Annotated in this window: 14 protein-coding genes; 6 read left to right on the top strand and 8 right to left on the bottom strand. The window is 44.7% G+C overall.

Translation table 11 applies throughout. From position 1 onward, the window contains the following. Window positions 1-2: 2 nt before the first annotated feature. Both aceF and lpdA read left to right on the top strand, forming a co-directional pair. Window positions 3-1,886 (top strand): pyruvate dehydrogenase complex dihydrolipoyllysine-residue acetyltransferase, encoded by a 1,884-nt coding sequence (gene aceF, locus OCU50_RS11670; protein WP_060468578.1) that lies wholly within the window; start codon window positions 3-5, stop codon window positions 1,884-1,886. A gap of 242 nt (window positions 1,887-2,128) precedes the next feature. Further along, window positions 2,129-3,559, top strand: coding sequence for a dihydrolipoyl dehydrogenase (gene lpdA / locus OCU50_RS11665; RefSeq protein WP_017056618.1), 1,431 nt, complete (start codon window positions 2,129-2,131; stop codon window positions 3,557-3,559). 186 nt (window positions 3,560-3,745) lie between these two features. On the opposite strand, the gene OCU50_RS11660 is transcribed toward lpdA, so the two are convergent. Continuing rightward, on the bottom strand, window positions 3,746-4,351 hold the full coding sequence (locus OCU50_RS11660) for a LuxR/HapR/OpaR family quorum-sensing transcriptional regulator (protein ID WP_032547912.1): 606 nt from the start codon (window positions 4,349-4,351) through the stop codon (window positions 3,746-3,748). Window positions 4,352-4,684: 333 nt separating this feature from the next. On the opposite strand from OCU50_RS11660, the gene hpt reads away from it, so the two are divergent. Continuing rightward, a complete protein-coding gene (gene hpt / locus OCU50_RS11655; RefSeq protein WP_017056620.1) occupies window positions 4,685-5,215 on the top strand; it encodes a hypoxanthine phosphoribosyltransferase in 531 nt (176 codons plus the stop codon). Window positions 5,216-5,319: 104 nt separating this feature from the next. Here the strand turns inward: hpt and can are convergent, their stop codons facing one another. Beyond that, on the bottom strand, window positions 5,320-5,979 hold the full coding sequence (can, locus tag OCU50_RS11650; RefSeq protein ID WP_046223321.1) for a carbonate dehydratase: 660 nt from the start codon (window positions 5,977-5,979) through the stop codon (window positions 5,320-5,322). 286 nt (window positions 5,980-6,265) lie between these two features. On the opposite strand from can, the gene OCU50_RS11645 reads away from it, so the two are divergent. From OCU50_RS11645 to OCU50_RS11635, 3 genes are all read left to right on the top strand, one after another. After that, window positions 6,266-7,897, top strand: coding sequence for a SulP family inorganic anion transporter (locus OCU50_RS11645; protein WP_046223322.1), 1,632 nt, complete (start codon window positions 6,266-6,268; stop codon window positions 7,895-7,897). A gap of 303 nt (window positions 7,898-8,200) precedes the next feature. After that, window positions 8,201-9,118 (top strand): ABC transporter ATP-binding protein, encoded by a 918-nt coding sequence (locus OCU50_RS11640; RefSeq protein ID WP_060468577.1) that lies wholly within the window; start codon window positions 8,201-8,203, stop codon window positions 9,116-9,118. 1 nt (window position 9,119) lies between these two features. Further along, on the top strand, window positions 9,120-9,890 hold the full coding sequence (locus OCU50_RS11635) for an ABC transporter permease (protein WP_060468576.1): 771 nt from the start codon (window positions 9,120-9,122) through the stop codon (window positions 9,888-9,890). Between the two features lie 129 nt (window positions 9,891-10,019). Here the strand turns inward: OCU50_RS11635 and panC are convergent, their stop codons facing one another. The 6 genes from panC to dksA form a co-directional block, all read right to left on the bottom strand. Next, window positions 10,020-10,910 carry a pantoate--beta-alanine ligase gene (gene panC, locus OCU50_RS11630; RefSeq protein WP_060468575.1) on the bottom strand — a complete coding sequence of 297 codons (891 nt, stop codon included), beginning with the start codon at window positions 10,908-10,910 and terminating at the stop codon, window positions 10,020-10,022. Between the two features lie 8 nt (window positions 10,911-10,918). Further along, window positions 10,919-11,713, bottom strand: a complete 795-nt coding sequence (gene panB, locus OCU50_RS11625) for a 3-methyl-2-oxobutanoate hydroxymethyltransferase (RefSeq protein ID WP_060468574.1) — start codon at window positions 11,711-11,713, stop codon at window positions 10,919-10,921. 22 nt (window positions 11,714-11,735) lie between these two features. After that, complete coding sequence (gene folK, locus OCU50_RS11620) at window positions 11,736-12,221, bottom strand: 2-amino-4-hydroxy-6-hydroxymethyldihydropteridine diphosphokinase (RefSeq protein ID WP_060468573.1); 486 nt, start codon at window positions 12,219-12,221, stop codon at window positions 11,736-11,738. After that, entirely contained in the window at window positions 12,218-13,573 is a 1,356-nt protein-coding gene (pcnB, locus tag OCU50_RS11615; RefSeq protein ID WP_060468572.1) for a polynucleotide adenylyltransferase PcnB, read from the bottom strand. The genes folK and pcnB overlap by 4 nt, the downstream gene beginning before the upstream one ends. Before the next feature lie 159 nt (window positions 13,574-13,732). Then, complete coding sequence (gene gluQRS / locus OCU50_RS11610) at window positions 13,733-14,632, bottom strand: tRNA glutamyl-Q(34) synthetase GluQRS (RefSeq protein WP_060468571.1); 900 nt, start codon at window positions 14,630-14,632, stop codon at window positions 13,733-13,735. Between the two features lie 222 nt (window positions 14,633-14,854). After that, on the bottom strand, window positions 14,855-15,301 hold the full coding sequence (gene dksA / locus OCU50_RS11605; RefSeq protein WP_004738189.1) for an RNA polymerase-binding protein DksA: 447 nt from the start codon (window positions 15,299-15,301) through the stop codon (window positions 14,855-14,857). Window positions 15,302-15,328: the final 27 nt, after the last annotated feature.

The raw sequence follows: 15,328 nt of genomic DNA, 5'->3' as shown, positions 1-15,328 counted from the left end.
CAATGACAATCGAAATTAATGTACCAGACATTGGTGCTGACGAGGTTGAAGTAACTGAGATTCTTGTAAACGTTGGCGACAAGGTTGAAGAAGAGCAGTCACTGATCACTGTTGAAGGCGACAAAGCTTCAATGGAAGTTCCAGCGTCTCAAGCGGGTATCGTTAAAGAGATCAAAGTAGCGGAAGGCGATTCAGTTTCTACTGGTTCTCTTATCATGATTTTCGAAGCCGAGGGTGCAGCTGAAGCTGCACCTGCTCCAGCAGCAGAGGCAGCTCCAGTAGCTGCGCCTGCAGCGGCAGAGCTTAAAGAAGTTCACGTTCCTGATATCGGCGGTGATGAAGTTGAAGTAACGGAAATCATGGTTGCTATCGGTGATGCAGTAGAAGAAGAGCAATCTCTTCTTACTGTTGAAGGCGACAAGGCTTCAATGGAAGTTCCTGCACCATTCGCTGGTATCGTTAAAGAAATCAAGATCGCTTCTGGTGATTCAGTTTCTACGGGTTCTCTAGTGATGGTATTTGAAGTTGCTGGCTCAGGCGCAGCAGCTCCAGCTCCTGTAGCAGAAGCAGCACCAGTTGCAGCGGCTCCAGCAGCATCAGCTGAGAAAGAAGTAAACGTTCCAGATATCGGTGGTGACGAAGTAGAAGTTACTGAAATCATGGTAGCGGTTGGCGATACAGTAGAAGAAGAGCAATCTTTAATTACTGTTGAAGGTGACAAAGCTTCAATGGAAGTGCCAGCACCATTCGCTGGTACAGTAAAAGAGATCAAGATTGCAGCGGGCGACAAAGTATCAACTGGCTCTCTAATCATGACTTTCGTCGTTGAAGGCGCAGCTCCTGTTGCAGCACCTGCACAAGCAGCAGCTCCGGCTCCTGCGGCGGCACCTGCTCCTAAAGCAGAAGCACCTGCAGCGGCTCCAGCAGCATCAGATGACTTCCAAGAGAACGGCGAGTATGCTCACGCATCTCCAGTTGTTCGTCGTCTAGCTCGTGAGTTCGGCGTAAACCTAGCGAAAGTTAAAGGTACTGGTCGTAAGAGCCGCGTACTTAAAGAAGACGTTCAGTCTTACGTTAAAGATGCACTTAAGCGTCTTGAGTCTGGTGCTGCAGCATCTGGCAAAGGTGGCGACGGTTCTGCTCTTGGTCTACTACCATGGCCAAAAGTTGACTTCAGCAAGTTCGGCGAAACTGAAGTTCAGAAACTGTCTAAGATCAAGAAGATCTCTGGCGCAAACCTGCACCGTAACTGGGTAATGATCCCTCACGTTACACAGTGGGACAACGCAGACATCACTGAGCTAGAAGCATTCCGTAAAGAACAGAACGCAATCGAAGCGAAGAAAGACACTGGCATGAAGATCACACCACTTGTGTTCATCATGAAAGCTGTTGCTAAAGCGCTAGAAGCATTCCCTGCGTTTAACTCTTCTCTTTCTGAAGATGGCGAAAGCATCATTCTTAAGAAGTACGTAAACGTGGGTATCGCAGTTGATACACCAAACGGCCTAGTGGTTCCTGTCTTCAAAGACGTGAACAAGAAAGGCATTTACGAGCTATCTGAAGAACTCATGGTTGTTTCTAAGAAAGCACGTTCTGGTAAGCTAACAGCGGCAGACATGCAAGGCGGTTGTTTCACAATCTCTAGCCTTGGTGGTATTGGCGGTACTGCATTTACACCAATCGTAAATGCGCCAGAAGTAGGTATCCTAGGTGTATCTAAGTCTGAGATTAAGCCTGTTTGGAATGGTAAAGAGTTCCAACCACGTCTACAGCTTCCACTGTCTCTATCATACGACCACCGTGTGATCGATGGTGCAGAAGGTGCACGCTTCATTACTTTCCTAAACAGCGCGCTATCTGACATTCGTCGTCTAGTTCTGTAATTGAGAAAGTAATTATTAAGGTGACTTTCGAGTCACCTTAATTCTTTATATAAAGACTATTTTTAGAGAACAGTTTCCTGCATTTCTCATAATCTGATGGGGAATTGTTGTCTAGCTCACAGGCTAACTTAAAGCTACTTTCACACTGTTAACATCTCTGTAAAATGTTTCCTGTTTGAAAGCCCAATAATTTTAAGAACATCTACTCAGCCTGTTAGGGATAATGACTACAAGAGGTCACAATGAGCAAAGAAATTAAAGCCCAAGTTGTTGTACTTGGTTCAGGTCCTGCTGGCTACTCAGCGGCATTCCGTTGTGCGGATTTAGGTCTAGAAACAGTACTAGTTGAACGTTACAGCACTCTTGGTGGTGTATGTCTAAACGTTGGTTGTATTCCATCAAAAGCACTTCTTCATGTTTCTAAAGTAATCGAAGAAGCAAAAGCGATGGCAGAGCACGGCGTTGTATTCGGCGAGCCACAAACGGACATCAACAAAATCCGTATCTGGAAAGATAAAGTAGTTGACCAACTTACTGGCGGTCTTGGCGGTATGGCTAAGATGCGTAACGTGACTGTTGTTAACGGTTTCGGTAAGTTCACAGGTCCTAATAGCATTCTTGTTGAAGGCGAAGGCGAAGCAACAACGGTTAACTTCGACAACGCAATCATCGCTGCGGGTTCTCGCCCAATCAAACTTCCGTTCATCCCACATGAAGACCCACGTATTTGGGATTCTACGGATGCACTAGAACTAAACGAAGTACCAGAAAAACTGCTTATCATGGGCGGTGGTATCATCGGTCTTGAGATGGGTACGGTTTACCATTCTCTAGGTTCTAAAGTTGAAGTTGTTGAGATGTTCGATCAAGTTATCCCTGCGGCGGATAAAGACATCGTTAAAGTTTTCACTAAGCGCATCAAAGACAAGTTTAAGCTTATGCTTGAAACTAAAGTGACAGCGGTTGAAGCAAAAGAAGACGGTATCTACGTTTCAATGGAAGGCAAAAAAGCACCAGCTGAAGCTGAGCGTTACGATGCTGTTCTTGTTGCTATCGGTCGTGTTCCAAACGGTGCACTTATCGACGCTGAAAAAGCGGGTATCGAAGTTGATGAGCGTGGTTTCATCAATGTTGATAAGCAAATGCGTACTAACGTTTCTCACATTCACGCAATCGGTGATGTTGTTGGTCAACCAATGCTTGCTCACAAAGGTGTGCACGAAGGTCACGTAGCTGCGGAAGTTATCTCTGGTAAGAAGCACTACTTCGACCCTAAAGTAATCCCATCAATTGCGTACACTGAGCCAGAAGTTGCTTGGGTAGGTAAGACTGAGAAAGAAGCGAAAGCGGAAGGCCTGAACTACGAAGTTGCTACTTTCCCTTGGGCTGCTTCTGGTCGTGCAATCGCTTCTGACTGTGCAGACGGTATGACTAAGATGATCTTCGATAAAGATACTCATCGCGTAATCGGTGGTGCTGTTGTTGGTACTAACGGTGGTGAACTTCTTGGTGAAATCGGCCTAGCAATCGAAATGGGTTGTGATGCGGAAGATATCGCTCTTACTATCCACGCTCACCCAACTCTACACGAGTCTGTTGGTCTTGCTGCGGAAGTATTCGAAGGTTCAATCACTGACCTTCCAAACAAAAAAGCAGTAAAAAAGAAGAAGTAATTCTTCTTTAGCCACTCGCGAATGTTTTTAAAAGCCGCTGATTCGTCAGCGGTTTTTTTATGCATGAAGAAAAGAGCAGAAACACTTTATTCGAGATGCGAGTACGCTACGGGATGCGAAGAGCGACTACACTCCACAAAAAAAGGGCTGCCCATTAGGTCAACCCTTTAACAATTTATCTCGAATCTACTTATAAATACACAACATGTTTAAGTAGCTGTCTGTTAAGTTTTCTTGCTCTTCTGGCGTTTCGAGACGTTTTGCTTGAATGAATAACGAGTAGCAGATGCCGTGAAATAGGTTCGCAAGATGCTTAGGATCATGCTCATCACACACATCTCCACGCTCAATCGCCTTACTAAACATATTTTGTAATAACATTTGGTTAGTGCGGTTGGTAGTGACAAATAAAGGCCATACTTCATCACGAGTTGATGCGCTCCACTCGAACCAAACATTCAGCCAATGGCTATCTTGAGCCACTAAGTTCACCATTTCAGTGGCAATATTATGTAGATTTTTTTTCGCGTGAATATCGAGATCGATATTATCTGAAAGGAAGTTAGAGAATTGGCGTACGACATGATTCAGTACTTCATCAACCAGATCTTCTCGGGTAGGGAAGTAGTTAAATACAGTTGCTACAGACACCTGAGCAATATCTGCGATATCTGCGTGGCCACCTCGGCCAATGCCGCGGCGAGAGAATACCTCAAGTGCGATTTCCATCAATTGAAGTTTTCTTTTTAAGGGTGAAAGCCTAGTTCTAGGCCTCTTAGATATTGAGTCCATTTTATTTTCCTTGCCAACGATTTTTATATTAATGATTTTATTATTATTTAAGCCAGGATGAGTGTAATAGTGCATATGCAAATGGTCAATCCTTTGAGCGTGTTTATAGACAGTTACATCAAACTTGATACATAAAGCGTGATCAGTATGAATGTGAAAGTAAGAGAGTATGAGGTAAGGTATCCGTACCTATCTCATTGAGAATCTCACAGTAAATTTGAACCATAAGGTGGTGTGGGTATTTGAGCAATGCTAGACTTACGCACAAATTGAGCGGCATCAATGGCAAAGCTATCTACACTTGTCGCAATCACCAAATAAAATGAGAGCAGTATGAAGCATACAGTTGAAGTCATGATCTCTGAGCAAGAAGTTCAGGATCGAGTGAACGAACTAGGCAAACAGATCACGGAGCACTATAAAGGGAGTGAAGATCTCGTTTTAGTTGGCTTATTACGTGGATCTTTTGTCTTTATGGCGGATCTTGCTCGTGCTATCGATTTAACTCACCAAGTTGATTTCATGACCGCATCTAGCTACGGCAATGGCACGGAAAGCTCACGTGACGTTCGTATTTTGAAAGATCTTGATGATGATATCCAAGGTAAAGACGTTCTACTTGTCGAAGATATTATCGATACTGGTAACACACTGACTAAAGTGAAAGAGATTTTGAGCCTACGCGGTCCTAAATCTATCGAAATTTGTACACTGTTGGATAAGCCTTCTCGCCGTGAAGTGATTGTAGATACTAAATGGATTGGTTTTGAAATTCCTGATGAGTTCGTTGTTGGTGTGGGTATCGACTACGCACAAAAATACCGTCACTTACCATACATCGGTAAAGTGGTTCCTCAAGAGTAAAGTAATTACGACTCTGTTGAATGAAAATAAAGAAGGCTCGCATTATGCGAGCCTTCTTTTTATCTATCAGAAACTAGTCAGGATAGAAGTGAGTAAGGCTGATTTTAGCCAAGAATTGGCGTCGACAAGATCTTATTGAGCGCATCTAAGTGGCTACTCTCTAATGTGTCATTACTTGAGCAACGTACGCCAAGGTCTTGCAGTTTGCCATTACCTATACCATAAACAACGCCGTGGATTTCAACGTCTTGACCGCGTTCCCATGCCGTTTGCAGGATGGTTGAATTGCCTAGGTTATAAACTTGTTCTGCGACGTTTATTTCGCATAGTTTGTCACCCCATTGTTCACGAGGTAAAGACTCAATTTGCTTACGATATTTTAGGTAGTTGTCACGGATGTGAAGTAACCAGTTATTGATCAAGCCAAGCTTAGGGTTATCTATCGCCGCATTAACACCGCCACAACCGTAGTGGCCACAGATAATAATGTGTTTAACTTTGAGTACATCCACAGCGTACTGTACAACAGATAAGCAGTTCAGGTCGGTATGAACCACTTGGTTGGCCACATTTCGGTGAACAAACAGTTCGCCAGAATACAAACCGGTGAGACGCTCGGCCGGTACACGGCTATCAGAGCAGCCGATCCATAGGAAACCAGGATTTTGCCCTTCTTCAAGCGCAGTAAAGTATTCAGGGCGTTCAGAGCGAATTGACTCTGACCATTTAGAATTGTTTTCAAAAAGCTGTTTAATTTCTGGCATTTTGCGTCTTACATCCCTTAATTAAGAATCACAACTATACACAATGTTACAAATTCAATCTTGTAAAAACTGTGTCAAATAGTGCTCATCTGACGTGTTCTAGTCGTTAAATTTATTAACTTAGCTTAGAAGCTTTGATTTGGTTATAAGGCATGAATAATGTGATTAAATTAACACTTTCTGTGCGAGTAACTCATTTGCTGAAGTTATAAGGTTTGTCATTTCATCATCGGGAAGGTGTATTTTGTTTGGAAGTCGTTTTACGGATATCAACCTCAAAGGGGATATGTTTGGTGGTGTGACAACCGCCATCATCTCACTACCTTTAGCGTTGGCATTTGGTGTAGCTTCTGGTGCGGGGGCTGAAGCTGGTCTGTGGGGCGCTATCATGGTCGGTTTGTTTGCGGCGCTGTTTGGCGGTTCGAGTAGTTTGATATCAGAGCCAACCGGACCAATGACGGTAATCATGACGGCCGTGATGACGAGTATGGTGGCCAAGTACCCTGAAACAGGAATGGCAATGACCTTCACAGTCGTTATGATGGCGGGGGCATTTCAGATATTACTCGGGACACTAAAGCTCGGAAAATACGTTACTTTGATGCCATATAGCGTAATTTCCGGATTTATGTCGGGCATCGGCGTTATTCTGATTATCTTACAGCTTTCGCCATTATTAGGGCACGCCGCTCCATCTGGTGGAGTGATGGGCACTCTCTCTGTGCTTCCTGATACGTTGGCTAATTTAAAAGTCAGCGAATTGTTTCTAGGTGCGTTGACGCTCGGCATTCTCTTTGGCTTCCCTGCAAAGTATCGTAAGTATGTGCCAGCACAACTGGTTGCGTTAGTTGTTGTAACTCTTTTATCGGTTATCATTTTCGACACTGACTCTATCCGCCGTATTGGTGAAATCCCGGCGGGTTTACCTTCATTAGTTATTCCTACCATTAGCCCTGATCAATTTACCACTATGGTTATTGATGCCTTGGTGCTTGGTACTCTTGGTTGTATTGATACGCTTCTTACCGCGGTGATCGGAGACTCACTGACACGTAAAGAGCACGATTCCGACAAGGAACTTAGAGGGCAAGGCATCGCTAATATGCTTTCTGGTCTATTCGGAGCATTGCCTGGTGCGGGTGCCACCATGGGAACCGTAACCAACATTCAGGTCGGTGCACGTTCTCCGTTATCTGGTGTTATTCGTGCCTTAGTGTTGGCGTTGGTGGTATTGGTCGCGGGTGGCTTAACCGAGCCGATTCCTATGGCGGTACTGGCTGGCATCGCCATGTATGTGGGCTTCAACATCCTCGATTGGAGTTTCATTCAGCGGGCACATAAGGTGAGTTACACAGGTATGGGCGTGATGTACGGTGTGATGCTGCTAACCGTTTTTGTTGACTTGATTATTGCCGTTGGACTTGGTGTGTTTATCTCGAATATCTTGATTATCGAAAGATTAAGCAGAGAGCAAGCTCGGCAAGTTAAGGCCATCAGTGATGGTGATGATGAAGAGGACATTCCGCTGACAGATAGCGAACGTCAACTGCTAGATAGTGCTAACGGGAAGGTGTTGTTTTTCTATCTTTCTGGCCCAATGATCTTTAGTGTTTCAAAGGCTATTTCACGTCAGCATTCAAGCATCTCTGATTATGAAGTGATGATCTTAGATCTCACGGACGTGCCTATGATTGATGTAACGGTCGGACTTGCTCTAGAAAATGCGATTAAAGATGCTTTAGATGCACAGTGCGAAGTATACCTGCTGTGTCCTAATGAGAATACCCGTCAACAATTAGAGAAGTTTCACGTACTTGATTTGGTACCTGAATCCAATACTTATCGATTTAGATACGAAGCACTGACGGCGGCAACAAGCTATGTTGATAGGGATGAACATCAATTTGAATCTGTCTAAGCCTAAATCGACCTCATTACTCGATTGGTTTTAAGCTGTTGTTCAGCATCGACTCATCGGCATGAGTGCCGTTAAGTGAATGACTTAGCGGCATTTTTATTTTTATAGAGTACAAAAACTATCAAGCTTTCAAAAGAAACGGATAATCGATATTTGTATTCATCGTAATTCAACGATAGACTTGTTTGCAAAATGGCCGTGCAGACAAGTCAGGTTTAGTTTCAACCTGTTCGCTTAAAGCTTTACACTTTTCCTCATGCGCGGCTAACCACATCTATCTATAGCAAATGGCAGTCTATCTCTATGTATGCATTAGAAATTGAGCAATTAAGAAAAACTTATGCTGGGGGCTTCGAGGCTCTGAAGGGCGTTAGTTTGCAAGTAGAAAAAGGCGACTTTTACGCACTACTTGGTCCAAATGGTGCAGGGAAATCAACCACAATTGGCGTTATCTCCTCTCTTGTTAACAAGACTTCAGGTCAGGTCAAAGTATTCGGCTACGACATTGATACCGATCTAGAGTTGGCGAAGCTGAACTTAGGCCTTGTGCCTCAAGAGTTTAACTTTAACCCGTTTGAGACCGTTGAACAGATCGTGCTGCAACAAGCGGGTTATTACGGCGTGCCAAAAGCATTGGCGAAAGAGCGAGCGAAAAAGTACTTATCTCAGTTGGATTTGTGGGAAAAACGTAGCGAACGTGCGCGTAACTTGTCTGGTGGCATGAAGCGCCGTTTGATGATCGCACGTGCTTTAATGCATGAACCACAGTTGTTGATTTTGGATGAGCCAACAGCTGGCGTTGATATAGAACTGCGTCGTTCAATGTGGGAATTCTTGCAAGAGATAAATAAGAAGCAAGGCATTACTATTATCTTGACCACGCACTACCTAGAAGAAGCGGAAATGTTGTGTCGCAATATCGGTATCATCAATCGTGGCGAGCTCATTGAGAATACAACGATGAAGGCACTGCTTGGTAAATTGAGTGCAGAGACCTTTATTTTTGATCTCGAAGAGGGCACGGCTGAACCTAAAGTGGAAGGTGTTAATAGCCAAGTGATGATGAATGGCTCGCTAGAAATCGAAGTCGACAAGAACCTAGGTTTGAATACGATCTTTGCTCAATTGAGCGAGCAACAGGTTAAAGTCCTCTCTATGCGCAACAAAGCGAATCGTTTAGAAGAGCTATTTGTGAGTATTGTCCGTGAGGGGAGTAAATAATATGTACAGCCTATATTGGACAGCTTTTTGCAGCTTGTTGACCAAAGAGATCAACCGTTTTACGCGTATCTGGGTTCAAACATTGGTACCGCCTGCGATTACCATGACGCTGTATTTCATTATTTTTGGCAACCTTATCGGTGCCCGTATTGGTGAAATGAACGGTTTTAGTTACATGGAATATATTGTGCCGGGTCTGATCATGATGTCGGTGATCACCAACTCATATTCAAATGTGGCATCCTCGTTCTTTAGTGCAAAGTTCCAAAAGAACATTGAAGAGCTGCTTGTCGCACCTGTTCCTAACTACGTGATTATCGCCGGTTTCGTGATGGGCGGCGTGGTTCGTGGTTTGTTAGTGGGTACTATCGTAACCTTCGTATCACTGTTCTTTGTCGACCTCCAAGTTGAGCATTGGGGGGTGATCATTGCGACGGTATTTTTAACGTCGGTAGTGTTCGCTCTGGGTGGCTTGATTAATGCGGTATTTGCGCGCACATTCGATGATATATCTATCATTCCAACGTTTATTTTGACACCTCTTACTTACCTTGGTGGTGTATTCTACTCGATCAGTTTACTGCCTGAATTCTGGCAAGGTGTGTCCAAACTGAACCCGATCGTGTATATGGTAAACGCATTTCGATATGGCTTTCTAGGTGTATCTGATGTGGGTATTGTGACGTCGTTTGGCGTTTTAGGTGTGTTTATCGTGGTGCTGTATGGCATCGCACATTACCTAGTGACGAAAGGTATCGGCTTACGTAGTTAGTAGTAAATAACTGGTTACCCTGAATAACAGACAAAGAAAAAGGTCGATATTACATCGACCTTTTTTGATTTTTCCGTTTGTGCTTTTGCTTTGCGCTAGGAGCTGGTTTACTTAAAGAGAAAAACGCGATTACTCAGCCGTTTCTTCTTTCACTTCTTCTTTCGTTTCCGTTACCAAATCAAAAACTTGGTTGTCGATAAGACGAGTCTTACCTAGGAAAGCTGACATAAGAATCACTGCTTGAGTTGATTCTGAAGTGATGGCTTGCAGAGTCTTGGCATCACAAATGAAGATCTCATCTGGTTGCAGATCGGCAGCGCGAAGCTGATCTGTTGCATCTTCAATCACTGATGCGTAATCATCACGACCTCCACGAATTGCACTGCTGATCCAACGCATGGTGCGCGCTAGAACAGGTGCGCGTTGGCGCTCATCCATAGTGAGATTGCTATTGCGAGAGCTCATTGCCAAACCGTCCATTTCACGAACAGTCGCGACACCCACAACCTCAATGTCTAACGCTAAGTCAGTCGTCATCTGGCGAATGACAGCAAGTTGCTGGAAGTCTTTCTCGCCGAAGCATGCAAAATCTGGCTGAACAACATTAAATAGCTTAGTCACAATTGTCGCGACACCGCGAAAATGCCCTGGGCGAGAAGCGCCCTCAAGCATGTGTGATAGGCCCGGAACTTCGATAAATGTTTGTTTATCTAGGCCCTCTGGATACATTACTTCTGGAGTAGGAGTAAACACAAGCTCAACGCCTTCCCCGGTTAGTTTACTTAGATCAGCTTCTAACGTTCGAGGGTAGTTGTTTAGATCGTCGGCACGGTCAAACTGCATTGGGTTAACAAAAATGCTAACCACAACAATATCAGCTAATTCACGCGCTTTCTTTACCAGGGTAAGGTGGCCTTCATGTAGGTTCCCCATTGTTGGTACAAAAGCTATTGTGCGTCCATCACGCTTAAACTGTTTAATCTGCTCACGAAGAGCCGCTATTTCAGCAAAAGTTTGCATAGTTATTCCTAAGCGATTGTATGAGCGTCATCAGGGAAACGCGCACTCTCTACTTCTTCTTTGTACAGTGCAACTGCTTTTCGCATGTCACCCGTTTCGGCTAAGAAGTTCTTAGAGAATTTCGGCATGTAGTTCGCAGAGATACCGAACATGTCATGCATTACTAGGATTTGCCCATCGGTAACATTACCTGCCCCAATACCAATAACGGGTACGTCACAAGCTTCAGTAATTCGTTTTGCCAATGAAGCCGGGACACATTCAAGTAGCACGATTTGTGCGCCAGCGTTTTGTAGAGCTAAAGCGTCAGCAAGCATTTTTTCGGCCTGCTCATCGTCACGGCCTTGTATTTTGTAGCCACCAAAGATGTTCACAGATTGAGGTGTTAAACCTAAGTGCGCACATACTGGTACAGCACGTTCTGTGAGCATCTTAACAGTATCAACCAACCAACTGCCGCCTTCGATTTTTACCATGTTCGCGCCAGCACGCATTAAGCTTGCTGCGCTCTCACAAGCCTGCTCAGAGGTAGAGTAGCTCATAAATGGCATATCAGCCATAAGAAGGCAGTTTGGGCTACCAGAACGCACTGAGCGCGTATGGTAAGCAATATCTTCTACAGTTACAGGTAAAGTATCGTTATGGCCTTGTAGTACCATACCAAGTGAGTCGCCGACAAGCAGGACTGGCATTTCTTGGCTTTCGAACAATTGAGCGAAACTCGCATCATAAGCTGTCGAAGTCGCGAATTTACGGCCTTCACGTTTGCATTTGATAAGGTCGTTAATGGTTACTTTTTTCATTGGTTTTCCTTAATGCGCTTGACTATTGTTGCCAAACATTGAGCCCGTTCTTATCAACTAACTTGAGTAAGTCTGTCAGCTCAGTCCCATCTGGGAGCTGTAAACTTGGTGCGATTTCAGCAAGCGGGTAGAGAACAAACTCTCGTTCTTTCATTCCGTAATGAGGAACAGTTAAACGCTCTGAATCGATCACCTCATTGCCGTATAGCACAATGTCGAGATCCAAGGTTCTTGGCCCCCAACGCTCGTTTTTACGGACGCGCCCTTGCTCTAACTCGATTTTTTGAGTGCAATCAAGCAGTTCAATTGGCGTTAATTCTGTTTGGATTGCCACTACCGCGTTGATGTAGTCTGGTTGATTTTGTGGCCCCATTGGAGTGCTACTATATAGCTGCGAGCTCGCAATAAACGTTGATCGCGGTAGGCTTTTTAGCGTTTCGATAGCCAAGTTTGCTTGGCTAACTGGGGCGGCAAGGTTGCTGCCGACCGCAATGTAAGCGGTTATCATTCTGACTGCTTACTCTTTTTATTACGGTAAGTCTTACGGCGACGATGACCTGATTTTGAGGGCGCTGCTACGTCGTTGGCCATCGCTTGGCGCATGTTGCGACCTGCGGTCTGATAACGCTCCCACCATTTCGCTAACTCTTTGGTTTCGCCCCCTTCAATCTCCCCACGCATTTCTAGGAAATCGTAGCCTGCACGGAACTTATTAAGCTCCATAAGGCGAACAGCACGTTTACCATTACGGCGAGGCAATCGTAGTTGCAGTTGCCAAACTTCACGAATGGTTGCTGTATGGCGACGAGGAATCGCAATAGATTTTACTTGTTGATCAAGAATGATGTTGCTCGCTTCCATGACTGCATCGTAGTGCGCCATACCCTGCTCAGCGACTAGCTTGTCTGCGAGCTTGTTCATTGGATACCAAAGAATTGCTGCAAACATAAAGGCAGGGTTTACTCGTTTACCTTCTTCGATGCGAAGGTCGGTTGAGTCGAGTACTAAGTCCAGCATCTGTTCAGTATGAGAGTCGTAATTGGCAGTGAAGTGCTCTGCCACAGCAGGGAACATCTGCTGGAAGAGGTTGTATTCACGCATTAGGTGGTAGGTTTCTAAGCCATGACCTGATTGAAGCAATTTAAGAGATTCTTCGTAAAGACGCGCTGCTGGGATGTCTTTGAGAAGATGTGCCAGTTCTTCAATAGGATCGGCGGTGTCTTCTTCAATATCGAAGTCTAGCTTAGCGGCGAAACGCATTGCACGCAACATACGTACAGGGTCTTCACGGTAGCGAGTTTCAGGATCGCCGATTAGGCGGATCAGCTTGTCTTCTAAATCTTCTACACCACCTGCGTAATCGTGGATGCTGTAATCAGCAATGTTGTAATACATCGCGTTAATAGTGAAGTCACGACGCTCTGCATCTTCATCAACATTGCCGTACACGTTATCGCGTAGCAACATGCCTTCTTCCGATTGGGCAGAAACGTTTTTCGATGGCTCCTGGTGGTGGCCACGGAAAGTCGCTACTTCAATGATGTCTCGGCCAAACATGATATGGGCTAATCGAAAACGGCGACCGATAAGGCGACAGTTTCTGAAGAGGTGTTTGATTTGTTCTGGCGTTGCGTTGGTCGCAATATCAAAATCTTTCGGCTGAGAGCCTAATAAGATATCGCGTACACCACCACCGACTAAAAACGCGTCAAAACCCGCACCATTCAGGCGATATAACACTTTTAGTGCGTTGTCACTGATCTGCTTGCGTGAAATATTGTGCTCTTGGCGAGTATAAACATTCAGAGCTAACTCGTGGAATCCGCGTTGTTCGCTTGGGGTATTGTCGTTTGTATTCATTAGTTTAGAACAAAGTAGGTATCGCCAACTTTGTTTTTCTCTTAGTCCAAAGTGGTAGTGCAGAGTTTAATTGCGGCTAATAATAGCTTAGCGCGAGCCATTTGAGAACATCATCGGCCTAACCGCTGCTGTTGGTTATGGCATTTTTATGTGTCGCTTTTAGTATTTACCATTAGTTTCGAGCTCATTACGATGCTCTTTTTGTAAACTATCAGGTAATTGACTGACGTGCCATTGCTGGCAGCCCCACAATAAAATCTCATCCATTGAAGCTTCAAAAAGGGCTGCTGGGATATCAAAACCTAAGAATCGCATAGCGTTGAGTAACGTTGGTTTTGGATTGTCGAGATCTATCGCGGTGGCATGGTTCTGTTTTGACAGTTTATTCCCCAAACCATCGGTTGCCAATGGTAAGTGCAAGTAACTCACTGTTTTTTGCTTGAGTGTTTGGTACAAGCTTATTTGGCGACCTGTTGGTTCTATCAAGTCCGCCCCTCTTACGACTTCTGTTACCCCTTGCTCAATATCATCAAGGACAACCGCTAAGTTATAGGCAAACAATCCATCTCGGCGTTTGATAATGAAGTCTTCTTCCGCTAATGCTTTAGGTATCTGAATCGAGCCGTGACGAACATCATTAAACGACTCAACAGGGAAATCCATACACAAGCGCACCGCTTGCTCACCTGAATCAATCAAACCTGCGTGTCGGCAGTGGCCATTATAGAAACCGCCTAAGGCTTTTATCTGTTTACGAGTGCATCGGCAGTAGTAGGCTTGTTTATCAGCGACCCATTGATCAATTTGAGCTTGATACATGTTGTGACGCTGACTTTGATAGACGACTTCGCCATCCCAAAATAGGTGGTAAGCCTCAAGCGTTTTAAGAATGAGGTCTGCAGCGCCGGCCATTTCTCTTGGCGGGTCAAGGTCTTCCATACGAACTAACCATTGTCCTTGGTTAGATTTCGCTTGAAAGTAGCTACCTAGAGCAGCAACAAGCGAGCCAAAATGAAGAGGACCTGACGGTGATGGTGCAAAGCGCCCGATATAATTCATGAGTGAATAACCTAATTCTGATGGTACCGCAGTAGCTGGTTCTTAAGGTGTTTAATTAGTTGTTATAATGCGTTTGGCTAGCGTGTTAAGACGCTGAATTAGCGGTTTAATGCATAGAACTCAGCTTTAAAGCTGCTATTTGCTATCAAGTGTATGAAATTTTTAACGGAGATGGCCAACAAAAAAGGGAGCCAAAGCTCCCTTTCTTTACATCCGCAAGAATTAACCTTGCATCTGTTTCTCTTTGATCTCTGCAAGCGTTTTACAGTCAATACAAAGGTCAGCGGTTGGACGAGCTTCAAGACGGCGGATGCCAATCTCGATCCCGCAAGAATCACAGAAGCCGAAATCATCTTCTTCGATCTTGTCTAGTGTCTTTTCAATTTTCTTGATAAGACGACGCTCACGGTCACGGTTACGTAACTCTAGGCTGAATTCTTCTTCTTGAGAAGCGCGGTCAACTGGGTCTGGGAAATTCGCCGCTTCATCCTGCATATGGTGCACAGTACGATCAACTTCTTCCCTGAGCTGGTTGCGCCAAGCTGCTAAAATTTTTGTAAAATGTTCCGTTTGCTCAGGTGACATGTACTCTTCACCGGGCTTTTCTTGGTACGGTTCAACACCTGCGATGGCTAGGATGCCTAGCGCTTTTTTCTTAGATTCTGGCATACAGCATCTCCTATTTACACCTAGTCA

The organism is Vibrio toranzoniae (assembly GCF_024347655.1).
In the GTDB taxonomy this organism is placed as follows: domain Bacteria; phylum Pseudomonadota; class Gammaproteobacteria; order Enterobacterales; family Vibrionaceae; genus Vibrio; species Vibrio toranzoniae.
The sequence above is the reverse complement of the archived record's forward strand: the minus strand, read 5'-3'. Positions and strand labels throughout refer to the sequence as shown.